Genomic DNA, 23,321 nt, shown 5'->3' with positions numbered 1-23,321 from the left:
TTCGACCGAGATCCCTGATCCAGCGCCCTCGGCTGCACCGCGGGGAGCGAGGGCGCCCACAGCGGCGGGCGAGTCAGGGGCCGAGGACGCGGGAGAGATACGCGTTGGCGAACACCCGGTCGGGGTCGAGCTTTTCCCGGGCCGCGACGAACTCGCCGAACCGGGGATACAGCGAGGCGAAGTCGGCCGCCTCCCGGTAGTGGATCTTCCCCCAGTGCGGCCGTCCGGCGTGGGCGCGGAAGATCTCCTCGACCGCGCGGAAGTACTCGTGGTGGTCTTCCTTGAAGTAGCGGTGGACCGCGATGTAGCCGGTGCGGCGCCCATGCGCGGTCGACAACCAGATGTCGTCGGGCGCGGCGACGCGTACTTCGAGGGGGAAGGAGATCCGCCAGTTCTTGCGGGAGATCAGCTCCTCGATCTCCCGGACGGCGAGCGGGACCGCCTCGACGGGGAGGGCGTACTCCATCTCGCGGAAGCGCACGCGGCGGACGGTGGTGAAGACGGAGGTCGAGACGTCGGTGAAGGTACGGTCGCCGGTCAGGTGCGAGGCCAGCCGGTTGATCGAGGGAATCGCCCCGGGGAAGGCACGACCGAGGCCGCAGACCCAGGAGAAGACCGTGTTCGACATGAACTCGTCGTCCACCCACCGCTGGAACCCGCCCAGCGGCGCGCTCTCCGAAGAAACCGGCAGGCGGGTGTTCGTCTTCGTCAGCGCCGTCGTCGTATGCGGGAACCAGTAGAACTCGAAGTGATCGGGCGCGGCCGTACGCTCCAGAAAGGACTCCAGTACGCCCGCCAGCGGCTCGGGCCGCTCCACCGCCGCGAGTTTGAACGCCGGTACGCACTGCACCGTGATGTCGACGAGTACGCCGAGGGCGCCGAGCCCCAGTCGGGCGGCGTCGAACAGTTCGTGCGAGGAGTCGATCCGCAGGATCTCGCCCGTCGCGGTGACGAGGGTGACCGCCACGATCTGGGTCGCGAGCCCGCCGAAGGCCGCTCCGGTGCCGTGCGTACCGGTCGAGGTGGCCCCGGCGATCGTCTGCGCGTCGATGTCGCCGAGGTTCTGCATGGCCAGCCCGTACGGCGCCAGCAGCGCTGGAACCTCGTGCAGGTGCGTACCGGCGGCCAGGGTGACCTGCTGAAGCTCGGCGTCCACTGCGAGCAGGCCGCTGAGGCGGGACAGGTTCAGCTGCACCCCGTCGGCGACGGCGATGCCGGTGAAGCTGTGCCCGGCGCCGATCGGCTTGACCGTCAGCCCGTCGCGGCGGGCGTCGGTGATCGCGGCGGCCACCTCGTCCGGCGACGCCGGGGTGACGACGCGTACGGGGTTGGCGGACTCGGAGCGACCCCAGTTGTGCCAAGTCACAGGAACACCTTTCCCTCGCCGCGATACGTCGGCACCGAACCCACGACCGCCGAACCGTCCACGATGTACAGCTCATCGACGTGCTCGCACACCTCGCCCGCCTTCGTGTGACGGAGCCAGACCCGGTCGCCGACCCGCAGCGACCGAGCGGCCGCTCCGACGACGGGCGTCTGCACCTCGCCGGCCGCCTCCCGGGCGACGTAGGACAATCCGGCGGGCCAGACGAGCTGGGGCAGCCGGTCTGGTCCCGGCGGGCCGGACGCGATCCAGCCGCCGCCGAGCAGGGTCACCCGGTCCGGCGCCGGACGGCGTACGACGCTCAGGGCGAACGCCGCGGCCGGGGCCGGGGTGAAGTGCGCGTAGTTGTCGAACAGATGCGGCCCGAGCAGCCCCGAGCCGGCGGTGACCTCGGTGACCGACGGATCGGCCGCGGTCGCCTCCAGACTGCCGGTGCCGCCGCCGTTGACGAACTCCAGCTCGGCCAGCTCGCGCACGGCGGCCACCGCGGCGGTCCGTCGCTCGATCAGCTCCGCCATCGATCGCTTCTGGACGGTCCGGAGAATCCGGCCCATGAGCGGCTTGCCGCGCGGCGCGTTGCCGAGCCCGGCGATCTGCGCCTCGTACCCCATCATCCCGACCAGGGTGAAGCCCGGCCGCCGGACGATCTCCCGGGCCAGGGCGGCCGCCTCGGGCGCCTGCCGGACGGGCGACCGCCACACGCCGACGTGCCCCAGCAGGCGGGACCGGTAGGACGAATCGAGCTCGATGCACACCCGGAGCGGTTCGCGGTGCGGCACGACGGAGTCGATGAAGTCCAGCTGCTCCACCGAGTCGACCATCAAGGTCACGCGCGTCGCCAGCTCCGGCGACAGCGCCAGCTCCGTGAGCGCCGCGCGGTCCGCGGTGGGATAGCCCACCACCACGTCGTCGACTGGACTGCACTCCTCGCGGCTCGCCCAAGCGGCTCCCCGGCCGGCGGCCAGCCACATCGCCTCCGCCAGCGTGTAGGCCAGCACACCCCGATAGCCCGGCAGGGCCAGCAGGCCCGCGATGAGCTCGCGGCTGCGGATGCTCTTGCTCGCCACACGAATAGGGGTACGCCCAGCGCGGCGCACCATGTCCTGTGCGTTGTGCCGCAGCGCTCCCAGGTGGACAGTCCCGAACGGAGGGTCCAGGTCGGCGGTCGCCTTGTCCATCTCCTCCCAATTGACGGGGAGATGCGCTGCGGGCAACGACAGGTCGATCATTTGACGCCTTTCACGGGTGCGACGCAGAGGGCGCCGACGAGCGAGGTGAGCCCGGCGATGAGGTAGAGCACCCCGAACCCGCCCGCGTACGCGACGATCGCCGCGCCGACCAGCGGGGCGACCGCCTGCGGCACGGTCGTCGCGATGTTCATGATGCCGAGGTCCTTGCCATGGGTGGCCGGGTCGGGCAGCACCTGCGTCGCCAGGGCCTGGTCGACGGACAGGAAACAGCCGTAGCCGAGCCCCAGCAGACCGGCCCCCACGGTGGCGACGGTCAGGTTCGGGAAGACCGCCAGCAGGATGGCGGCCAGGGCCTGGCTGGCCGACGCCGTGATCACGAAGATCTTGCGGCGGCCCAGGCGGTCGGACAACCGGCCGAGGTAGAGCGACGCGGCGATCACGAAGAACATGTAGATCACCGAGAGGAGCAGCAGCGAGCCGTCCGGGTCGGCCGCGTGCACGTGGTACTTCAGGAAGTACAGCAGCAGCGTGGTGCCGAACGCGTTGCCCAGGTTCACCAGGATCCGGCTCAGGAGGGTCCAGCCGAAATCAGGATGCTCCTTCGGTGACACCCAGAAACCGGCGAGCAGACCACGCAGGCTGAACGGCGGCCGGTCGCTCTGGCGGAGCGCTGCGTCCGGCGTACGCATCAGGAAGGGAAGGACCAGCGCGACGAGCAGGACGGCGACGGTCGTGTAGCCGCGGAGCCGGCCCGTGAAGATGGTCGTGACCAGCAGCAGACCGAGGATGGTGCCGATGGCCTGCGGCGCGGAGATCCAGCCGGAGACGAACCCGCGCTGGCCGACCGGGACCTGATCGGAGATCGTGGCGGTCAGCGCGGCGGTGAGCACGCAGAAGCCGATGAGCGCGAGCGTCCACCAGACGCCGACCGCGACCACCCCGGTCTGGGCGCCCAGCACGACGAGCGACAGCGCGAACAGCAGCGTGCCGACGGCGATCCACGGACGGCGACGGCCGAAGCGCGACGTCGTGCGATCCGACAGCGCCCCGGTCAACGGGTACGCGACCAGCGCGAACAACCCGGCGACGCCGGAGATGACGCCGAACGCCATGACGCTGCCGACCCAGTCGGAGGCCGGGCGTTGCGCCTCGACCTGCTCGGGCAGCAACAGTTGGACGGGAGTCAGCTGGGCCATCCAGATGCCCAGCCAGGCGAGTCCGAACAGGCCGACCCAGCGGCCGGTGACCGGCTTGGCGGGTTCGATGAAGACAGCGGGTCTTGCGGCGAGCGTCTCGCTCATGCCGGCTCCGGGGTGTCGAGGGGGTCCGCGAGCGCGGCGATCGCGTCCGCGGCGAAGTCGATGATGGGCTGGGTGGCCGTGCGGTCGCGGTGGACCAGCCAGCCGAGGGTGAGCCCGTCGGTCAGGGTGACGACGATCCGGGCGATCTCGCTCGCCGGGCGGCTCCAAGTACGCCCGGTTAGCTGGGCGGCCGCCTCGACGAGGGCCTCGGCCGCCTTGTAGTAGCTCGCGTACTGGGCCTTCGCGGCCTCGTGCAGGTCCTCCGTACGCAGCGCGTAGAGGGAGAGTTCGAACATCGCCTGCTCCCGCGCCGGATCGGCGGCGACCAGCTCTACGAATGCCTCCATCGCGTTCTTTACGGTCGTATGGAGGTCGTGCCCGGGGGCCAGGGTCTGCTCCGCGGCCAGGCTCTCATGCTCCACGACGTACGGGATCAGCTCGGCGATCAGCTCGTCCCGCGACCGGAAGGCGTAGTGGAAGCTGGCCAGCGACATGCCCGCCTCGGCGGTGATCGCCCGGGTGGTCGCGGCGGCCACCCCGTCGGCGGCGATCACCCGCAGCGCCGCCTGGATCAGCGCGGCACGCCGCTCGGTCACCGCCATCCTGGCCATGCGCTCGCCTTCGGTAGTGGGTCAGGTGACCCAGTCGTGTGACCTAGAACTATGGCACGCGTCACGCTCACTGGCAATGGCCCGCTTCCCGGCTGCCCGTCCGGGTCGGCGCTGGATCAGGGTTCCCGGTCGAATCTTGGGGAGAGATCCGACCGAGAACCCTGATCCAGCGGAAGGCGACAACCCTGACCCAGCGGGGAGTGGGAGTGAGGCATTAACCTCATCGCGTGCGGTATGTCGCAGCCATCGATCAGGGCACGACCTCCTCCCGGTGCATCGTCTTCGACGCCGAGGGCCAGGTCGTCGCCGTCGACCAGCACGAGCACGAGCAGATCTTCCCGCAGCCGGGCTGGGTGGAGCACGATCCGGAGGAGATCTGGGCCAACGTGCGCCGAGTGGTCAGCGGGGCGCTGGACCGCGCCGGGCTCACCCGGTCGGATCTCGACGCCGTCGGGATCACCAACCAGCGTGAGACGACGATCGTCTGGGACAAGCAGACCGGCCGTCCGGTGCACAACGCGATCGTCTGGCAGGACACGCGTACCGACTCGTTGTTGCGGGAGTTCGGCGAGCCCGAGGTCTTCCGGGCCCAGACCGGTCTGCCGCTGGCGACCTATTTCGCCGGACCGAAGCTGCGCTGGCTGCTCGATCACGTGCCCGGGTTGCGGGCGCGCGCCGAAGCGGGGGAGGTGCTGTTCGGCACGGTCGACTCCTGGCTGATCTGGAATTTGACCGGCGGGCCGAAGGGCGGCCGCCACCTGACCGACGTCACCAACGCGAGCCGCACGTTGCTGATGAACCTCGCGACGCTCGACTGGGACGAGGACATCGTCAAGGCGATGGGCATCCCGCGCGCGATGCTGCCCGAGATCCGCCCGTCCGTGGAGGTCTACGGCGAGGCCCGGGGCGAGCTGGCGGGCGTACCGGTGGCGGCGGCGCTGGGCGATCAGCAGGCGGCGCTGTTCGGGCAGACTTGTTTCTCGCCCGGCGAGGCCAAGTGCACCTACGGCACCGGCAGCTTCCTGCTGCTCAACACCGGCACCCGGCCGGTCGCCTCGACCCACGGGCTGCTCACGACGGTCGGCTATCAGATCGGAACAGGTCCGGCCGCGTACGCGCTCGAAGGTTCGATCGCGGTCACCGGCTCGCTCGTGCAGTGGCTGCGCGACAACCTCGGCCTGATCCGCTCGGCCGACGAGATCGAGGCGCTGGCGGCCAGCGTGCCCGACAACGGCGGATGCTATCTGGTCCCGGCCTTCGCGGGCCTTTTCGCACCGCACTGGCGCTCGGACGCGCGCGGAGTCCTCGCCGGGCTCACCGGCTACGTCACCAAGGGCCACATCGCCCGCGCCGTGCTCGAGGCGACCGCGTGGCAGACCCGCGAGGTCGTCGACGCGATGCTCCAGGACTGGCAGGGCAGCGGCCTATCGCAACTGCGGGTGGACGGCGGCATGACCGCCAACAACCTGCTCATGCAGTTCCAGTCCGACGTGCTCGACGTCGAGGTCGTCCGGCCCGCGGTCGCGGAGACGACCAGCCTGGGCGCGGCGTACGGCGCCGGGCTCGCGGTGGGCTACTGGCCCGACCTCGCGACACTCCGGGCACAGTGGACGGTCTCGGCTCGCTGGACGCCGGCTATGACCTCAGGGGTACGCGACAAGGAGCTGGCCCAGTGGCGTAAAGCGGTGCAGCGTACCCTCGCGTGGGTCTAGCGCTCGCCGTTCGCGTGATCATTGCGCCACTCGCCGTTCGCGTGATCATTGCGCCAGCCATGCTGTTTCGGGCGTCGAAATGTCCGTTTATGCAGCATGGCTGACGCAATGATCTTGGTCAGCCCTTGACGGAGCCCGCGAGCAGGCCGCGGACGAAGTAGCGCTGCAACGACAGGAAGACGATCAGCGGGACCACGATCGAGATGAACGCGCCCGAAGTGAGGCGCTGCCATTCGTTGCCTCGCGTACCGGCCATCTCGGCGAGGCGTACGGTCAGCGGTGCGGTGCGCTGGTTGCCGCCGGCGAAGATGAGCGCCACGAGCAGGTCGTTCCACACCCAGAGGAACTGGAAGATCGCGAAACTGGCCAGCGCCGGGACGATCAGCGGCAGCACCACGCTGCGGAAGATCTTCGGGTGGCTGGCCCCGTCCACCTTGGCCGCCTCGATCAGGTCGCGCGGCAGCTCGGCCATGAAGTTGTGCAGCAGGAAGATGCCGAGCGGCAGGGCGAAGCAGGTGTGGGCGAACCAGACCTGGATGAACTTGTCCGGCCCCTGGAGGTCCCACGCGGGCAGGAGCTGGATGCCGGCGAGGCTGACGCCCTTGCTGAAGAAGCTGAGCAGCGGGACGAGCGCCATCTGCAGCGGCACGATCTGCAACGCGAAGATGCCGATGTAGATCCAGTCCCGGCCCTTGAAGTTCAGCCACGCCAGCGCGTACGCCGCGAGGCTGCAGAAGAACACCGGGAACAGCACCGACGGAATGGTGATCACGATGGAGTTGATGAAGTAGCTGGCCAGCCGCCCGTTGACGTTGGACGTGCCGAACAGCACCTCCTGGTAGTTCTCCAGGGTGAAGCTGGGGCTGGTGAAGAAGTTCCACCAGCCGTTGCCCTTGATGTCGTTCTCCGGCCGGAACGAGGAGATGAACAGGCCGAAGGTGGGGACCGTCCAGAGCAGGGCGATGACGATCGAGACGACGGTGGCGGTGCGGCTGGTCAGCTTCTTGCCGACGCGCTTGGCCACGCCGCCCTGATCGCCCGGCGCGACCTCGGTCTCGCCGCTGACGACGGCAGGCGGTACGACGGTCATCGGATCTCCCTCTGCTGGCGGAGGTTGCGGATCTGGTAGATCACGATCGGCGTGACGAGCAGGAAGAGGAAGACGGCCAGCGTCGAACCTCGTCCGGTGTTGTCGAACGGGAACGCCCAGTTGTACATGTCGTACGCCAGGACGCTGGTCCCGAAGTTGCCGCCGGTCATCGCGCGGACGATGTCGAAGACCTTGAGCGTGCCGATGGTGATGGTGACGAGCACGACGATGAGGGCCGGCCGGATGCTGGGGACGGTGACCCGCCAGAACATCTGCCAGGCCGTGACGCCGTCCAGGCGGGCCGCCTCGACGATCTCGGCGGGGATCGCCTTGATCGCGGCGGACAGGACGACCATCGCGAAGCCGGCCTGGATCCAGATCAGCACGACGATGAGGAACAGCGTGTTCCAGGGACCCTTGAGCAGCCACTGTTGCGGCGTGCCGCCGAGCCACACCACGATCTGGTTGAGCAGGCCGAGCTGCTTCTCGTCTTCCGGGCGGTACTCGTAGATGAACTTCCAGATGATGCCGGCCCCGACGAATGAGATCGCCATCGGCATGAAGATCAGGGACTTCGCGAACGCCTCACCACGCGAGCGGTCCACCAGGACGGAGTAGATCAGGCCGACCGCGGTCGACACCGTCGGGACCAGCAGCACCCACAGCAGGGTGTTCAGCAGGGTGTGGCGGGACTCGGGTTCGGTGAACATCCAGATGTAGTTCTCGAACCCGGCGAATTTGTTGCTGCCGGGGTGGGCGATGTCCGGCTTGGTGAACGAGAGGATGAAGGTGCGGATGGCCGGGATGATCAGGCCGATGGTGAGCAGGACGCCGGCGGGGAACAGGAAGGTCAGGGCGACCCAGCGATCCTTGCGCATCGGCAGCTTGTCGAGGACGAACAGCAGGAGGCCGACCACGGCAAGGAAGCCGATGACGCCGTAGAGCAGCTCTAAGAGTTTGGGCGGTTCGTTGCTGAAATCCATCAGATCTCCCGGTGTGCCCCACAGGGCCGGTGGGCGGCCGGAGCCCCGTCCGGTGTGGACGGAGCTCCGGCTGGTGTCGATGTCGTCACGGCCACGACGGTCGTCGTGACCCCAGGATCACTTCGGCCAGCTGTTCTCGATGTAGTCCAGCGTGTCCTTGGTGCTCTTGCCGTTGATCCAGTCGGTCATGCCCTTCCAGAACGAGCCCGCGCCGACCGCGGCCGGCATGAGGTCCGAGCCGTCGAAGCGGAACACCGTCGAGGAGTCCTTCAGGATCTCGACCGACTTCTTGTCGATCGGGTTGGCGACGTTCGCGATGTCCAGGCCCTTGTTGGCGGAGACCCAGTTGCCCAGCTTCGCCCGCGAGTTCGCGTGGTCCGCGCTGGCCAGGTAGGTCTGGAAGGCCTGCACCTCGGGCCGGTCGTCGAAGATCGCGGTGAACTCGCCCGCGCCCAGGACCGGCTTCTTCGACGGGTCGACCGCCGGGAAGTAGAACGCGAACACGTCGCCGTCCTCGGCCACCTTGGTGCCCTGCGGCCACTGGTTGGCGTAGAACGACGCCTGCCGGTGCAGCGCGCACTTGCCCTGCGTGATCGGCGTGCCGCCGGCCTGGAACGACGTGGTCGCGATGGACTTCACGCCGCCGAGGCCGCCGTTGACGTACTTGTCGTTCTTCAGGATCGAGCCGACCTTGTCGACCGCCGAGGCGATCTTCGGGTCGTTGAACGGGATGCTGTGCGACACCCACTGGTCGTAGACGTCCGGGCCCTGGTCACGCAGGAGGACGTCCTCGATCCAGTCGGTGGCCGGCCAGCCGGTCGCGCTGCCGGACTCGATGCCCGCGCACCACGGCTTGATGCCGGTGGCGGCGATCTTGTCGCTCAGCGAGATCAGCTCGTCCCAGCTGGTGGGGATGGTCCAGCCCTTGTCCTTGAACATCTTCGGCGAGTACCAGACGAACGACTTCACGTTCGAGCCCAGCGGCGCGCCGTAGAGCTTGCCGTCGACCGTCGCGTACTTCAGCCAGTCGGCCGAGTAGTTCTGCGTGGCCATCGCCTGGGTCTTCTCGGCGGCCGGCTTCAGGTTGCCCGCCTTGGCGAGCTTCTCCAGCAGACCGGGCTGCGGGATGAACGCGATGTCGGGCGCGTTGCCGCCCTGTACGCGTACCTGGAGCTGGGCTTCGAAGTCACCGTTGCCCTCGTAGTCGATCTTCACGCCGGTGCAGTCGGCCCACTGCTTCCAGGACTGCTGGAGCAGATCGGCCTCGGCGTCCCGGATCGACGTGTAGACGCTGACGGTCTTGCCAGCGATACCTGTGTAGTCCTTGTATGCCGCGCACTCCGGCTTGTCCAGATTGTCGCTGGACTTCTCGCCGGAGCTGCACGCCGCGAGTCCGCCGAGCGTGAGCCCGGCTGCCGCGACGAGCGCCACGAATGAACGCCGCCTGGCTGATGCCATGGACATCTCCTTCTCACCCTGCTGGGTTCTTGCACGACCTGATCGGATCATGCAATCCCTTACCGTCGGTTTACGTCTAGAGCCGGGGCGTAGCGGGCTTCGTAACGATTCGGAAACCCAGTCGTGAGCCTGCCGTGACCTCGGTTATCGTTATACAAGACGGACGTACGGTTTTCTACATGCTGCGTGGGAGCGTGCACAATGTGGGACCCCCAGGTGTATCAGTTGTACCGGGACGAACGATCTCGCCCATTTTATGATCTTCTGGCGCGTGTTGGGAGTCACGCACCTGCGCACATCGTGGACCTTGGCTGCGGTCCTGGCAACTTGACCGTGACCTTGTCGCAACGCTGGCCGGAGGCCCGGATCGAGGGTCTCGACTCGTCCGCCGAGATGATCGAGTCGGCGGCGGCCCGGCCGGAGGTGCGCTCGGGGAAGGTCGCCTTCGCCGTCGGCGACGTACTCACCTGGAGGCCGCCGGAGGACGTGGACCTGATCGTCGGCAACGCCGTTCTGCAATGGGTGCCCGGCCATCGCGACCTGCTGCGCTCGTGGGCCGGGGCGGTGCGTACGGGGACGTGGCTGGCCTTCCAGGTGCCGGGCAACTTCGAAGCGCCGTCGCATCAGCTCCTCCGGGAGCTGTCGGCCAGCCCGGAATGGGCCGGCCGGATCGACGGCCTGCGCGACGGCGGCGCGGTGTGGGAACCCGCCGAGTACGCCGGTGACCTGCTGGCGGCGGGCTGCGACGTCGACGCGTGGGAGACGACGTACCTGCATCTGCTGCCGGTCCGGCCCGACGCGCCGCATCCGGTGCTGGCCTGGATGGAGGGCACAGCCCTGCGACCGGTCAAGGCGTCGCTCGCCGATCGGCCGGCGGACTGGGCCCGGTTCCGGGAGCAGTTGCAGGACCGGCTCGCGAAGGCGTACCCGGTGCGGCAGGAGGTCGTGGCCTTCCCGTTCCGCCGGATCTTCCTGGTGGCCCATAAGGCCTGAGCCCGATCGCCGGCGCCTATGATCACTCGATGCAGGAGTTCATCGCCGGTCTGCCCAAGGCCGAGCTGCACGTGCACCATGTCGGATCCGCGTCGCCGCAGACCGTGGCGGCGCTGGCCGCCCGGCACGAGGGCACCTCACCGGTGCCGGCCGACGCCGACAAACTCGCCGAGTACTTCACGTTCACCGACTTCGCCCACTTCGTACAGGTCTACCTGAGCGTCGTCGACCTGATCCGCGACGCCGAGGACGTGCGTACGCTGACCGCCGGGATCGCCGCCGACCTGGCCGGCCAGAACGTCCGGTACGCCGAGCTGACCGTCACTCCATGGTCGAGCGTCCGCCGGGGGATCCCCGCCGAGGCGTTCTGCGAGGCGATCGAGGACGTCCGGGTGACCGCCGCCCGGGACCTCGGCCTCCAGCTGCGCTGGGTGTTCGACATCCCCGGCGAGGCCGGCCTGGAGGCGGCTGAGAACACCCTGCGGATCGCCCTCGACCAGCGGCCCGACGGGCTGATCAGCTTCGGCCTCGGCGGACCGGAGATCGGCGTGCCCCGGCCGCAGTTCAAGCCGTACTTCGACGCCGCCCGCGCGGCCGGACTCCACTCGGTCCCGCACGCGGGGGAGACGAGTGACGCCCAGAGCATGTGGGACGCCATCCACGACCTCGGCGCGGAGCGGATCGGGCACGGCATCCGCGCGGTGCAGGACCCGGAGCTGGTGGCGTACCTGGCCGAGCATGGAATTCCGCTCGAGGTCTGCCCGACGTCGAACGTCTGCACCCGGGCGGTGGCCTCGCTCGAGGAGCACCCGTTGCCGCAGCTCGTCGCGGCCGGCGTGCAGCTGAGCATCAACACCGACGACCCGCCGATGTTCTCCACCTGGCTCAACAAGGAATACGCCGTCGCCGCCGAGCTGCTCGGACTGGACGAGCGCGGCGTCGCCGACCTGGCCCGGGCGGCGGTACGCCAGTCGTTCGCGTCGGAGGCGGACAAGTCCGCGCTGCTGGGCGAGATCGAGGCCTACTCACACGCCGTGTAGGCGGCGTACCTTCTGCCAGATCTTCGCGTCGAGCGTCCCGGCCCGGTCCTGGAAGCCGCCCAGCGGCACCCGGATCGGGCCGGTGAGATCCAGCCAGCTGTCGTGGTCGGCACCCGGATCCCAAGTACGCGTGGGAATGACGACGTGGTCGTTGCGGTCCGACTGGTCCTGACTGGTGATCTTGAGGACTTCGCGGTGCCGGTTGTCGCCACGGAGTACAAGGCACGGCCGCACCTTATGCCCGCTGCCGTCCTCGTAGGGGACGTCGGCCCACCAGATTTCGCCCGGTTGCGGCCCCGCGACCGGGGTGGCTGGACGCTTCGGCGGGGCGGGTTTCGGACCACGGCTCGGCTTCGGCGCTCGACCCGGCTTCGAGGGCCGACGTGGTTGCGTCCTCGTCCGCGTGACGATCACGACGACGGCGACGAGGACGACGGCCAGCAGGACCCACCAGATCATGGCGCGACCCTACCTGCCGGATTCCGGCGCTCTCGATTCACGCCCTCGCCCGGAAGCGGAGAACCTGGTAATTTCGCGACGTCCCTCAGTCCGGAAGACGGGTGCCCCAATGAGCTTCATCGATGTCCTGAAGCGTTTCCGCGGCGACGACCTGGTGCGCGCCGTGGCTCGGCGGCAGTCGGAGCAACTACGAGAGATCAACGAGCGGCTGGAGCGAATCGAGAAGTCCCTATCTGTTCGGACCAGTTCCGCGGCGCCGCTGCGCTCGACGATCGACCGGGACGCCTGGCAGGGCGCCGCGCAGTCGGGCGAGCTGAGCTTCCACAAGGGAAACGCCGGGTTCCGCGGCCAGGATGATGTCTGGCAGGCGGCGGTCGACACCGACTGGCGCGCGGCCGGCTTCAGCCCTGAAGGTTGGGCGGGCAAGACGATCCTCGACGTCGGGGCGGGTTCACGCTTGCGGTCGCTGTGGTTCCAGGGGGCCGAGGTGCTCGTCCTGGAGCCGCTGGCCGACCGATTCCGGGCCGAGGTCGAATGGTGCGACCTCGACCGGGCGCAGGAGGTCTACTCGGTGCCGGGCGAGGAGTTCGTCCCCGAGCTGGCGGGCCGAGCCGACCTGGTGGTCTCGATCAACGCGCTCGACCACGGCTACGACATCGCCCAGTCGATCCGCAACATCCGTGGCTATCTGAAGGACGGCGGCGAGGCGTTCCTCTCCTTCGACATGCACTACCAGCCGGACGAGATGCATCCGCTGGTCCTCGACAACGAGATGATGCTGAAGATCTACGCCGAATCGGGCTTCGAGGTGGTGCGCCACGAACCGGCCCGCCGCTATCACGGCACCGACGGCCCGGGTGCTTTCCACTACTGGCTCAAGCCGGTCCCGGCGGCCGTCCCCCGGCAGCGATAGGCCTACAGGTCGCTCGTCAACTGCGCGAGCAGCTGACTGGTGACCTCACGGCACACCTTCTCCCCGTACGCCTGGCCGAAGTCGAGCGGGTATCGGGTCAGGATCGCCAGGACGATCCGGTCGCCGGTGCCGGTCGAGGCCCACTCGGCCAGGCAGTTCAGGTTCCAGAGGCCGGTGGCGGCATGGTCGGTCCAGCCGTTCTTCACCGCCGGGTCGGCCTGCGGATCGGTCTCGGCCAGCACCTGGGCGATGCCGAACGCGTTGTCGTCGGCGACGTTGCGCATCAGGTCGTCGACGAGCCACCGCACCGGCTCGGACGTCTCGGCCCGGCGCAGGATCTCGCGCATCATCCTGGTTGCGTCGAGCGCCGTGATCTGGGTCTTCGACCACCAGGTCTCGGTGATCGTGGTGCCGGTGAGCCCGCATTCGTCGATCGCCCGCTGGATCACCTCGTCGCCGCCCCGGCGCAGGTACAGCGTCTGAGCGGCGGCGTTGTCGGACTGCTTGATCATCTTGGTGATCAGCGTCTTGTCGGCGTCGCTGAGCGCCTGCCCGGACGCCTCGATCCCGGCGAGGTAGTCGGCGCCGATCCACGCCTTGATCATCGACTCGGTGTTGTTCGTCTGCGTTGCGGCGTTGGCCGATCCGTAGGTCTCGCCGGTCGTCAGATTCACCCACTGCCAGGCGTACCAGGTGTCCGCGTCGGTCTGGACGCGGACGACGGGATCGACGACCTTCGCCGAGACGGCCGGGGACGAGCCGGTCGCGGTGGCTGAGGAGGACGTCGTGGCGAGGGCGGGGGACGGGCCGGCGGCGTTGCCTCCGGACTGGGCGGTGAAGATGCCGACTCCGCCGACCGCGGACGCGGCGATGCCTCCGGCGAGGATGCCCATCAGACGCCGACGGCTCAGCTGGGGGCGGCGAGTCGTGTCCTCCATGTCATCGACCTTGACTCAGCAACCTGTGAGCAACCTGTCAGCAGGGCCCGAAGGTGGTGCACCTCACTGGCGGTGACGCCGGCGGCCGGGGCGGCGCCGGGCGCCGAGAGGACGTGGCGATAGCATGACCCAGGCCGGAATGTCCGCCTCTGACAAGCATCCGCACCTACTCGAGGAGCACACCGTGAGCGCAGCGCCCGCACCCGCCGCAGGCCCCAGCGGAGACGCCGTCGTCACCGTGGCCGCCGGGACGACGGCCGCCGCCGCGGTGGCCGCCGCCGGACTGCCGGCCCACGGCCCGAAGGCGATCGTCGTCGTCCGCGACCCCGAGGGCACCCTGCGGGACCTCGACTGGACCCCGGCGACCGACGTCGAGGTGCAGGCGGTCCCGATCGACTCGCCGGACGGCCTGAACGTGCTGCGGCACTCCACCGCCCACGTCGTCGCCCAGGCCGTTCAGGACGTCTTCCCCGAGGCCAAGCTCGGCATCGGCCCGCCCATCGAGAACGGCTTCTACTACGACTTCCAGGTGCCCAAGCCGTTCCACCCGGAGGACCTGGCCAAGATCGAGGCTCGGGCGCAGGAGATCATCAAGCAGGGCCAGACCTTCAAGCGCCGCCGGTTCGATTCCCTCGAGCAGGCCAAGTCGGAGCTCAAGGACGAGCCGTTCAAGCTCGAGCTCGTGGACGTCAAGGGCGATACCGCTGATTCGCAAGAGGAACGCAGTGAGGCGCAGCGAATCGGCAGTGCTGATCTAGGCCCCGACGTGATGGAGGTCGGCGGCGGCGAGCTGACGATCTACGAGAACTTCGACCCCAAGTCGGGCGACCGGTGCTGGGGCGACCTGTGCCGGGGTCCGCACCTGCCCAGCACCCGCCTGATCGCCGCGTTCAAGATCATGCGCAGTGCCGCGGCGTACTGGCGGGGCGACGAGAAGAACCCGCAGCTGCAGCGGATCTACGGCACCGCTTGGCCGACGCGGGATGCGCTGAAGGCGTACCTGTCGTTCTTGGAGGAGGCGGCCAAGCGCGACCACCGCAAGATCGGCGCGGACCTCGACCTGTTCTCCTTCCCGGACGAGATCGGGTCGGGGCTAGCGGTCTTCCACCCGAAGGGCGGCATCATCCGCCGCGAGATGGAGGCCTACTCGCGGCAGCGCCACGAGGAGGCCGGCTACGAGTTCGTGAACACGCCGCACATCACCAAGGCGCAGCTGTTCGAGACCTCCGGCCACCTGCCGTACTACGCCGACACCATGTTCCCCCCGATGCAGCTCGAAGGCGCCGAGTACTACCTCAAGGCCATGAACTGCCCGATGCACAACCTGATCTTCTCGGCGCGCGGGCGGTCCTACCGGGAGCTGCCGCTGCGCTTCTTCGAGTTCGGCACGGTGTACCGCTACGAGAAGTCGGGTGTGGTCCACGGCCTGACCCGGGTACGCGGCCTGACGCAGGACGACTCGCACATCTACTGCACCAAGGAGCAGATGCCGGGCGAGCTGACGGCGCTGCTGGACTTCGTCCTCAACCTGCTGCGTGACTACGGCCTCGACGACTTCTACCTGGAATTGTCCACTCGGGACGACTCGCCGAAGTTCATCGGGGCCGACGAGGACTGGGCGGAGGCCACGGCGGCGCTGGAGACCGCGGCCCGCAGCTCCGGCCTCGAGTTGGTGCCGGACCCGGGCGGCGCGGCGTTCTACGGGCCGAAGATCAGCGTGCAGGCGCGCGACGCCATCGGGCGTACCTGGCAGATGTCGACGATCCAGGTCGACTTCAACCAGCCGGCCCGGTTCGGGCTGGAGTACCAGGCCGCCGACGGAACCCGCCAGCGCCCGGTGATGATCCACCGCGCGTTGTTCGGCTCGATCGAGCGCTTCTTCGGCGTCCTCACCGAGCACTACGCGGGCGCGTTCCCGGCGTGGCTCGCCCCCGTGCAGGTGATCGGCATCCCGATCCGGACAGACGCCGGCGATGGCCCGGACCACGTCGCGTACCTGCACGACTTCGTGACGAAGCTGAAGGCGCGCGGCCTGCGGGCCGAGGTCGACGCGTCGGACGACCGGATGCAGAAGAAGATCCGCAACGCGCAGGGGCAGAAGATCCCGTTCATGGTGATCGCGGGAGACCAGGACGTCGCCGACGGCACCGTCTCGTTCCGGTACCGCGACGGATCCCAGCGCAACGGCGTGCCGATCCAGGACGCCGTCCTGCACGTGGAGGAGTTCGTCCGGTCGCGGGTCAACACCGCGCCCACCGCCACCCCGGTTGACTAGCTCCGGGTCCGTGTGTGATCTTGGCCGGATGGAAGACGTTCGGCTGGGAGTCATCGGATTCGGCCTGCGGAAGAGTCTCGCGACCGCCGCGCATCACCCGGGCTCGGGGTCCCGGGTGGTGGCGGTCGCGGACACCGACCCCGCCGCCTTGGCGACGGCCGTTTCGCTGATCGACGGGGTCGACACCGTCGCGGACTACCGCACGCTGCTCGACCGGTCCGACATCGACGGCATCGTCGTCATGACGCCCGACCACACCCACCTCCGCGTGGCCACCGACGTGCTCGAGGCGGGCAAGGCCGCGTACGTGGAGAAGCCACTGGGCATCACGGTCGAGGAGTGCGACGCCATCCTCGCGACGGCGCACCGCACCGGCACCCGGCTCTACGTCGGCCACAACATGCGGCACATGGGCGTGGTCCGGCTGATGCGCGACATCATCGCCCGTGGGGAGATCGGCGCCGTCCAGACCATCTGGGTACGCCACTTCGTCGGTCACGGCGGCGACTTCTACTTCAAGGACTGGCACGCCCAGCGGGCGAACACGACCTCCCTGCTGCTGCAGAAGGCCGCCCACGACATCGACGTGCTGCACTGGCTGGCGAACGGGTACGCCCAGCGCGTGAGCGCCTTCGGTGACCTGCGCGTCTACAACCGGGTGACCGACCGCCTCGGGCCGGACCAGCCGAAGCACGACGACTGGTACGCCCCGGAGAAGCACTGGCCGCCGCTGGCCCAGTCCGGGCTGCACCACGAGATCGACGTCGAAGACGTGTCGCTGGTGAACATGGTGCTGGACAACGGGGTGCTGGCGGCGTACCAGCAGTGTCATTTCACGCCGGACTACTGGCGCAACTACACCGTGATCGGCGACGCCGGGCGGCTGGAGAACTTCGGCGACGGCCCGGGCGGCGTGGTGAAGGTGTGGAACTCCAAGCGCTCCGGCTACCGCGCGGACGCGGACGCCGTCCACGACATCCCGGGCGCGACCCAGCTCCACGGTGGGGCCGATCCGCTCATCATGGCGGAGTTCTGCCGGTTCGTCCGGGACGGGGGAACGACCGACACATCCCCGGTCGCGGCCCGGATGAGCGTCGCGGCGGGGGTGTCGGCCACCGTGTCGCTACGGGCGGGCGGCGTACCGCAGGATGTTCCGGCGCTGGACCCGGCGCTGGCCGCGTACTACGCCAACGCTCAGGTTCGCTGAGCTTATAGGCTGTCCACGTGGAACAGATGGGGGAGCCGGACGGGCTCGAACGGCTGTGGACCCCGTGGCGGATGGCGTACGTGCAGAGCGGGGACTCGTCGGCCGAGCCGGTGGGCTGCCCGTTCTGCGTCGCCCCGGACAACGACGTCCACGGGCTTGTTGTGGCCCGGGGCGACCTCGTCTACGCCGTTCTCAACCGGTTCCCCTACAACCCCGGTCACCTGCTGATCTGCCCTTACCGGCACGTCGCCGACTACACCGACATCGATGTGGCCGAAACGGCCGAACTGGCCGCCTTCACCCAGACCGCGATGCGCGTGATCCGCAAGGTCTCCTCGCCGCACGGCTTCAACCTGGGCATCAACCAGGGTGGCGTGGCCGGGGCCGGTATCGCCGGGCACCTCCATCAGCACATCGTGCCGCGCTGGGGCGGCGACGCGAACTTCATGCCCGTGATCGGGCGGACGAAGACGCTGCCGCAGCTGCTGACCGACACCCGGGACCTGCTCTCGGCCGCCTGGCCCGCGTGAGTGTCACACCTCGCGGGTATGCAGGTGACGTGATGGGAAAACTGAGCGAGATCGTCATCGACACCCCCGACGTCGTCGGGCTCTCCGCGTTCTACCGCGACCTGGCCGGCTTCGAGGTGGTGCGCACCGACGACGACTGGATCACCACGAAGACGCCGGAGGGGTGGAAGGTCGCCTTCCAGCTCGCCCCCGGCCTCGTCGCGCCGCGGTGGCCGGATCCGGCGTACCCCCAGCAGATGCACCTCGACCTGGTCGTGACCGACCTTCCGGCGGCCGTCGAGAAGGCGGAGAAGCTGGGCGCGACCCGGCTGCCCGGCGGCGGCGAGACCTTCACCGTCTTCGCCGACCCGAGCGGGCACCCGTTCTGCCTCTGCCAGCGAGACGGCGTGGACGGCGTCGGCCTGGCCGACCTCATGATCGACTCGCCGGACGGGGCGACGCTGGCGCGTTTCTACGCCGAACTGCTCGGCATGAAGACGACCTACGAGGGTCCCGAGGGCGCCATGATCTCGGCCGAGGGCCAGCCCGCCGTCTGCTTCCAGAACGTCGGGTCCTACACCGCGCCGCAGTGGCCGGATCCGGCGTACCCGCAGCAGTACCACCTCGACGTCGAAGTGGCCGACGCGGACGAAGCCGAACGGCAGGTGCTGGCGCTGGGCGCGACGCGGCTGCCCGGCGGCGGCGAGGACTTCCGCGTCTTCGCCGACCCGGTGGGGCATCCGTTCTGCCTCGTTTGGTGACATTCCGCGTCCGGCTCGCGTCCGGCTCGCGTCCGGCTCGCGTCCGGCTCGCGTCCGGCTCGCGTCCGGCTCGCGTCCGGCTCGCGTCCGGCTCGCGTCCGGCTCGCGTCCGGCTCGCGTTATCCGGGATAACGTCCCCTTGCGGCGCGCCAAGACCGCGTTATCCGGGATAGTGCGTGGCTGCGCCGTCACACGCCGCGCGCCAAGACCGCGTTATCCCGGATAACGCGGGGCGCGCGGTGGTGCGGCCCGGGGTGATCAGCGGAACACGTGGCGGGGTCGCGTACGCACGGCGGGAAGCGCGATGATGGTAACGTGAGACCGACCTTCGTCTTCGACGGTGACTGCGCCTTCTGCACCCTGTGCGCGAACTTCGTGAACCGGTGGATCCCGACATCGGCCGACGTCGTGCCGTGGCAGCGTGCCGACCTCGCGGAGCTGGGCGTCTCCAAGCAGGCCGCGCAGCAGGCCGTGCAGTGGGTGGCCGAGGGACGTGAGCCGCTGGCCGGTCCGGAGGCGATCGGCGCGCTGTTGCGGTCGAGCAACCTGTTCTGGAAGCCGTTCGGTTGGGTGCTCGCACTGCCGCCGGTCCGCGCCGCGGCGTGGCCGCTCTACCGGCTGGTCGCTCGCAACCGGCACCACATGCCGGGCGGCACCGCCGCCTGCGCGCTGCCGGTCGACCACCCGGCTGCCACGCCGGTCACTCCCGCTCCGGTGCGCAAACTGGCGAAGGTGTCGGCGATCCGGTAACGCTGTCCGTGTCGGGACAGCAGCGGCCGTCGCCGACCGGCTACGCTTCGGTCCGCCATGGACACGCTTTCCCGTACCGCCCGCACGACCCGCGTGGTGATCACCGCCGTCGTCTGCGCACTGCTGCTAGGCGGAACCCTCTGGGGTTCCGATGACGACTTCCCGTTCGGCCCGTTCCGGATGTACGCCGGAGTCAACCCGCCGAACGAGCCCGCGCCCGATCCCCGCATCGAAGGCGTGACCGCCGACGGGACCGTTATCCTCCTCGACGAGAAGCGCACCGGCCTGCGCCGGGCCGAGGTCGAGGCGTCGCAGGACGCGTACGCCGCCGATCCGTCGCTGCTGCGGCAGGTGCTGGAGGCGTACGAGAAGCGCAATCCGCAGGCGACGCCGCTGGTCGAAGTCCGCTACGTGAACCGGATGCACGAGATCCACTCCGGCCGGCCGACCGGCAAGTGGACCGACAACGTGTTGGCCGATTGGCGGGTGGCCCGATGAGCTGGCTGTTCGCCCCGGTCCCCAAGGCCCGTGTCGCGCTGTTCCGCACGATCGTCTACCTGTTCGCCGCCGCCGATCTGGTGATCTTCACCCCCTGGGTACGCGGCCACGCCCACGCCAGCGCGGAGTCGTACCAGCCGCTGCTGGTCGCCCGGCTCCTGCACCTGCCCCGGCCGACGGCCGTGATCGTCTGGGTGATCTTCTGGACGCTGCTCGTCACGGCGTTGGCGGCGGCGACCGGCCGGTTCCCGCGGCTGCTGGGCTGGACCGTGTTCGGGCTCTACTTCGCCTGGATGCTGGTGGCGATGAGCTACGGGAAGGTCGACCACGACCGGTACGCGTACCTCATGGCCCTCGCGGTGCTGCCCACCTGCGGCCCGGCGCGATTCGGCGACCGTACGCCCTCCGAGCGCGCGGGCTGGGCCTTCCGCATGGTGCAGCTGGGCGTGGTGGCGACCTATTTCCTCGCGTCCTGGGCGAAGCTCCGGTACGGCGGTCCGGAGTGGATGACCGGGTCCGTGCTGGCGCGCGCGATCCTGCGCCGGGGCACGGACCTCGCGCACCTGATCGCGCCGATCCCCGGCCTGCTCATCGGGGCGCAGATCGGCATCATGCTGTTCGAGCTGTTCAGCCCGCTGGTCTTCGTGGTACCCGAGAAGTGGCGGCTGCGGGTCGTCGGCTTCTTCTACTCGTTCCACCTCGTGACGATCGCCACGATCACGATCTCGTTCGCGCCGCACCTGGTGGCGATGCTGAGCTTCCTGCCGCTGGAGCGGGCCTACGACTGGCTCCGCCGCAAGATCAAGCGGGATACGCCCGCCGAGCCTGTGGCGGAGCCGGCGCTGACCGGCTGACCCGCCGCGACCCGCATCGCGCCGCGTCTTGCCGCGCCGCGCCCGCCGCCACGCGCCGGTCGATCATGACCGAAAGTTCATGATCGACGGGACGGGCGGGCGGGTGAGCCGGGTGGGTCAGCGGGAGGCGTGTTCCTTTCGGGCCACGTCGGCGAGGTGCGACGGCATCGGCTCGAACCGGGCGAACGACCGGCGGAAGGTGCCCGCGCCTGAGGTCATCGCGCGGAGTTCGATGGCGTATCGGACGAGTTCGGTCGCCGGGACTTCGGCGTGCACGACTGTCTTGCCGTCGTGGTCGGGGTCGGCGTCGCTGCCGAGGACGCGGCCGCGCCGCCCGGACAGGTCGCTCATGACCGCGCCCACGTACGTGTCGGGCACCCGGATCTCGACGTCGTCGACCGGTTCCAGCAGCGAGATCTGGGCTTTCTCGGCGGCGTCCTTGAGTGCCATCGCACCGGCGGTCTGGAAGGCGGCGTCGGACGAGTCGACGCTGTGCGCCTTGCCGTCGACCAGGGTCACCCGGACGTCGATCACCGGGTAGCCCGCGACGAGCCCCTTTTCGACTTGGGCGCGTACGCCTTTCTCCACGCTCGGGATGTAGTTGTGCGGCACGGCCCCGCCGACGACTCGTTCGGCGAATTCGATGCCGGAGCCACGCGGCAGTGGTTCGACGACGATGTCGCAGACGGCGTACTGCCCGTGCCCGCCGGACTGCTTGACGTGCCGGCCGTGGCCCTGCGCCTCGCCGAGGAACGCCTCGCGCAGGGCGACCTTTACCGGTTCGGTGCTCAGTTCGACGCCGCCCGCGCGGAGGCGTTCGAGGACGACGTCGGCGTGCGCCTCACCCATGCACCACAGCACGAGCTGATGCGTCTCCGGGTTGCGTTCCAGCCGCAGCGTCGGGTCGCCGGCGGCGAGCCGCCCGAGGTTCTTGGCCAGCGCGTCCTCGTCGGAGCGGGTCTTCGGCACGACCGCGACGGGCAGCAGCGGCTCCGGCATGTCCCACGCCTCGACCAGCAGCGGGTTGTCCTTGGCCGAGATGGTGTCCCCGGTCTCGGCGGCGGTCGACTTCGTGATCGCGCAGACGTCGCCGGCGATGGCGTACGGCACCTCCCGGAGGGTGGCGCCGAGCGGCGAGTAGATGTGGGCGATGCGTTCGTCGGTGTCGTGGTCGGCGTGGCCGCGCTCGGCCAGCCCGTGGCCGGAGATGTGTACGGCGATCTCCGGGCGCAGCGTGCCGGAGAAGACTCGGACCAGCGACACCCGCCCGACGTAGGGGTCGATCGTCGTCTTGACCACCTCGGCCACCAGCGGGCCTTCCGGGTCGCACGTCAAGGGGGCCTGCGGGGAGCCGTCGACCGAGGTGACCGCGGGCAGCGGATGCTCCAGCGGGGTCGGGAACGCGCTGGTCAGCAGCTCCAGGAGGGCGTCGAGACCGACGCCGGTGGGGGAGTTGACCGGCACGACCGGGTAGAAGTGGCCGCGCGCGACCGCCTTCTCCAGGTCGTCGACCAGGGTCTGGATCTCGATGTCCTCGCCGCCGAGGTAGCGGTCCATCAGGGTCTCGTCCTCGCTCTCGGCGATGATCCCCTCGATCAGCTCGTTGCGGGCCTCCTCGATGGCCGGCAGGTGCTCCGGGTCGGGGTCGCGGACGACCGGGGGGTAACCCTCGGTGTAGTCGAACACGCGCTGGGTGAGCAGCCCGATGAGGCCTACGACGCTCTCGCCGTCGTCGCCGTGCATGGGCAGGTAGAGGGGGATGACGCCGTCGCCGAAGACGCGGGCGCACAGCGCCACGACCTCGTCGAAGTCGGCGCGCGGGTGGTCCAGCCGGGTGACGGCGACCGCGCGCGGCATGCCGACGGCGGCGCACTCCTCCCACAGCGCGACGGTCGCGGCGTCCATGCCGTCGACGGCGCTCACCACGAAGAGGGCGGCGTCGGCCGCGCGTAGCCCCGCGCGCAGCTCGCCTACGAAGTCGGCGTACCCGGGGGTGTCGAGGAGGTTGACCTTGACGCCGTTGTGCAGCAGCGGCGCGCAGCCGAGCGCGACGGAGCGCTGCTGGCGGACGGCGGCGGGGTCGTTGTCGGTCACCGTGGTGCCGTCGGTGACGGAGCCTTCCCGGGAGATCGTCCCGGTCGCGGCGAGCAGCGCCTCGACCAGGGTCGTCTTGCCCGTGCCGGAATGCCCGACGAGCACCACGTTGCGTACGTTGACGGGCGATTCCACCGCCGGCACGACGCCGGCGACCCCCTTCTCCGCGCCTTTGGCAGGCGCAGTTTTCTGGGCCATCGCAACCTCCTCGAATAGCGTGTGTCTCACATCACATACCTAGATCCCACACCCGGAGCCACGACTTAACAACCCCGACACACAGATCCGGCAGACCCTCCGA

At 69.3% G+C, this 23,321-nt stretch carries 21 protein-coding genes; 11 read left to right on the top strand and 10 right to left on the bottom strand.

Annotated features, from left to right (window positions below):
• Positions 1-73: 73 nt before the first annotated feature.
• Genes AB0H43_RS15335 through AB0H43_RS15320 form a run of 4 tightly spaced genes read right to left on the bottom strand, consistent with a single transcriptional unit; the run spans position 74 to position 4,486 of the window.
• Positions 74-1,366: a D-arabinono-1,4-lactone oxidase gene (locus tag AB0H43_RS15335; RefSeq protein WP_359999968.1), complete on the bottom strand. Its 1,293-nt coding sequence runs from the start codon at positions 1,364-1,366 to the stop codon at positions 74-76.
• On the bottom strand, positions 1,363-2,613 hold the full coding sequence (locus tag AB0H43_RS15330) for an amino acid deaminase/aldolase (protein WP_359999967.1): 1,251 nt from the start codon (positions 2,611-2,613) through the stop codon (positions 1,363-1,365). The genes AB0H43_RS15335 and AB0H43_RS15330 overlap by 4 nt, the downstream gene beginning before the upstream one ends.
• Complete coding sequence (locus AB0H43_RS15325; RefSeq protein WP_359999966.1) at positions 2,610-3,875, bottom strand: MFS transporter; 1,266 nt, start codon at positions 3,873-3,875, stop codon at positions 2,610-2,612. The genes AB0H43_RS15330 and AB0H43_RS15325 overlap by 4 nt, the downstream gene beginning before the upstream one ends.
• Entirely contained in the window at positions 3,872-4,486 is a 615-nt protein-coding gene (locus tag AB0H43_RS15320) for a TetR family transcriptional regulator (RefSeq protein WP_359999965.1), read from the bottom strand. Before AB0H43_RS15320 ends, AB0H43_RS15325 begins: the two co-directional genes overlap by 4 nt.
• A 227-nt stretch (positions 4,487-4,713) precedes the next feature.
• Between AB0H43_RS15320 and glpK the strand changes: the two genes are divergently transcribed.
• A complete protein-coding gene (glpK, locus tag AB0H43_RS15315; protein ID WP_359999964.1) occupies positions 4,714-6,198 on the top strand; it encodes a glycerol kinase GlpK in 1,485 nt (494 codons plus the stop codon).
• A gap of 118 nt (positions 6,199-6,316) precedes the next feature.
• Here glpK and AB0H43_RS15310 read toward each other — a convergent pair whose 3' ends face one another.
• From AB0H43_RS15310 to AB0H43_RS15300, 3 genes are all read right to left on the bottom strand, one after another.
• Entirely contained in the window at positions 6,317-7,288 is a 972-nt protein-coding gene (locus AB0H43_RS15310; RefSeq protein WP_359999963.1) for a carbohydrate ABC transporter permease, read from the bottom strand.
• Positions 7,285-8,271 carry a sugar ABC transporter permease gene (locus tag AB0H43_RS15305; RefSeq protein WP_359999962.1) on the bottom strand — a complete coding sequence of 329 codons (987 nt, stop codon included), beginning with the start codon at positions 8,269-8,271 and terminating at the stop codon, positions 7,285-7,287. The genes AB0H43_RS15310 and AB0H43_RS15305 overlap by 4 nt, the downstream gene beginning before the upstream one ends.
• A 117-nt stretch (positions 8,272-8,388) precedes the next feature.
• Positions 8,389-9,735, bottom strand: a complete 1,347-nt coding sequence (locus AB0H43_RS15300) for an ABC transporter substrate-binding protein (RefSeq protein ID WP_359999961.1) — start codon at positions 9,733-9,735, stop codon at positions 8,389-8,391.
• A 195-nt stretch (positions 9,736-9,930) separates the two neighbouring features.
• Between AB0H43_RS15300 and AB0H43_RS15295 the strand changes: the two genes are divergently transcribed.
• Positions 9,931-10,722 (top strand): trans-aconitate 2-methyltransferase, encoded by a 792-nt coding sequence (locus AB0H43_RS15295; protein ID WP_359999960.1) that lies wholly within the window; start codon positions 9,931-9,933, stop codon positions 10,720-10,722.
• A 29-nt stretch (positions 10,723-10,751) separates the two neighbouring features.
• Positions 10,752-11,762: an adenosine deaminase gene (locus AB0H43_RS15290; RefSeq protein WP_359999959.1), complete on the top strand. Its 1,011-nt coding sequence runs from the start codon at positions 10,752-10,754 to the stop codon at positions 11,760-11,762.
• Here AB0H43_RS15290 and AB0H43_RS15285 read toward each other — a convergent pair.
• The gene (locus AB0H43_RS15285; RefSeq protein WP_359999958.1) at positions 11,748-12,221 is read right to left on the bottom strand and encodes a type II toxin-antitoxin system PemK/MazF family toxin; all 474 of its coding nucleotides are present in this window, start codon (positions 12,219-12,221) and stop codon (positions 11,748-11,750) included. The genes AB0H43_RS15290 and AB0H43_RS15285 overlap by 15 nt on opposite strands.
• Before the next feature lie 109 nt (positions 12,222-12,330).
• Between AB0H43_RS15285 and AB0H43_RS15280 the strand changes: the two genes are divergently transcribed.
• Positions 12,331-13,134, top strand: a complete 804-nt coding sequence (locus AB0H43_RS15280; protein ID WP_359999957.1) for a methyltransferase domain-containing protein — start codon at positions 12,331-12,333, stop codon at positions 13,132-13,134.
• A 2-nt stretch (positions 13,135-13,136) separates the two neighbouring features.
• Here the strand turns inward: AB0H43_RS15280 and AB0H43_RS15275 are convergent, their stop codons facing one another.
• A complete protein-coding gene (locus tag AB0H43_RS15275; protein WP_359999956.1) occupies positions 13,137-14,072 on the bottom strand; it encodes a serine hydrolase in 936 nt (311 codons plus the stop codon).
• A gap of 184 nt (positions 14,073-14,256) precedes the next feature.
• Between AB0H43_RS15275 and thrS the strand changes: the two genes are divergently transcribed.
• The 7 genes from thrS to AB0H43_RS15240 all read left to right on the top strand — a co-directional run bounded on the left by thrS (position 14,257) and on the right by AB0H43_RS15240 (position 20,926).
• Positions 14,257-16,347, top strand: a complete 2,091-nt coding sequence (gene thrS / locus AB0H43_RS15270; protein WP_359999955.1) for a threonine--tRNA ligase — start codon at positions 14,257-14,259, stop codon at positions 16,345-16,347.
• 28 nt (positions 16,348-16,375) lie between these two features.
• Positions 16,376-17,554 carry a Gfo/Idh/MocA family oxidoreductase gene (locus AB0H43_RS15265; RefSeq protein WP_359999954.1) on the top strand — a complete coding sequence of 393 codons (1,179 nt, stop codon included), beginning with the start codon at positions 16,376-16,378 and terminating at the stop codon, positions 17,552-17,554.
• A gap of 26 nt (positions 17,555-17,580) precedes the next feature.
• The gene (locus AB0H43_RS15260) at positions 17,581-18,084 is read left to right on the top strand and encodes an HIT domain-containing protein (RefSeq protein ID WP_360000353.1); all 504 of its coding nucleotides are present in this window, start codon (positions 17,581-17,583) and stop codon (positions 18,082-18,084) included.
• A gap of 32 nt (positions 18,085-18,116) precedes the next feature.
• A complete protein-coding gene (locus AB0H43_RS15255) occupies positions 18,117-18,824 on the top strand; it encodes a VOC family protein (RefSeq protein WP_359999953.1) in 708 nt (235 codons plus the stop codon).
• A gap of 315 nt (positions 18,825-19,139) precedes the next feature.
• Positions 19,140-19,574 carry a DCC1-like thiol-disulfide oxidoreductase family protein gene (locus AB0H43_RS15250; RefSeq protein WP_359999952.1) on the top strand — a complete coding sequence of 145 codons (435 nt, stop codon included), beginning with the start codon at positions 19,140-19,142 and terminating at the stop codon, positions 19,572-19,574.
• Positions 19,575-19,631: 57 nt separating this feature from the next.
• On the top strand, positions 19,632-20,072 hold the full coding sequence (locus AB0H43_RS15245; protein WP_359999951.1) for a hypothetical protein: 441 nt from the start codon (positions 19,632-19,634) through the stop codon (positions 20,070-20,072).
• The gene (locus AB0H43_RS15240; RefSeq protein ID WP_359999950.1) at positions 20,069-20,926 is read left to right on the top strand and encodes an MFS transporter permease; all 858 of its coding nucleotides are present in this window, start codon (positions 20,069-20,071) and stop codon (positions 20,924-20,926) included. Before AB0H43_RS15245 ends, AB0H43_RS15240 begins: the two co-directional genes overlap by 4 nt.
• 117 nt (positions 20,927-21,043) lie before the next feature.
• On the opposite strand, the gene AB0H43_RS15235 is transcribed toward AB0H43_RS15240, so the two are convergent.
• Entirely contained in the window at positions 21,044-23,218 is a 2,175-nt protein-coding gene (locus AB0H43_RS15235) for an elongation factor G-like protein EF-G2 (RefSeq protein WP_359999949.1), read from the bottom strand.
• Positions 23,219-23,321: the final 103 nt, after the last annotated feature.

Source organism: Hamadaea sp. NPDC050747 (assembly GCF_040654195.1).
Taxonomy (GTDB): domain Bacteria; phylum Actinomycetota; class Actinomycetes; order Mycobacteriales; family Micromonosporaceae; genus Hamadaea.
Note: the sequence above shows the minus strand (reverse complement) of the source record. Positions and strands in the feature narration are given on the sequence as shown.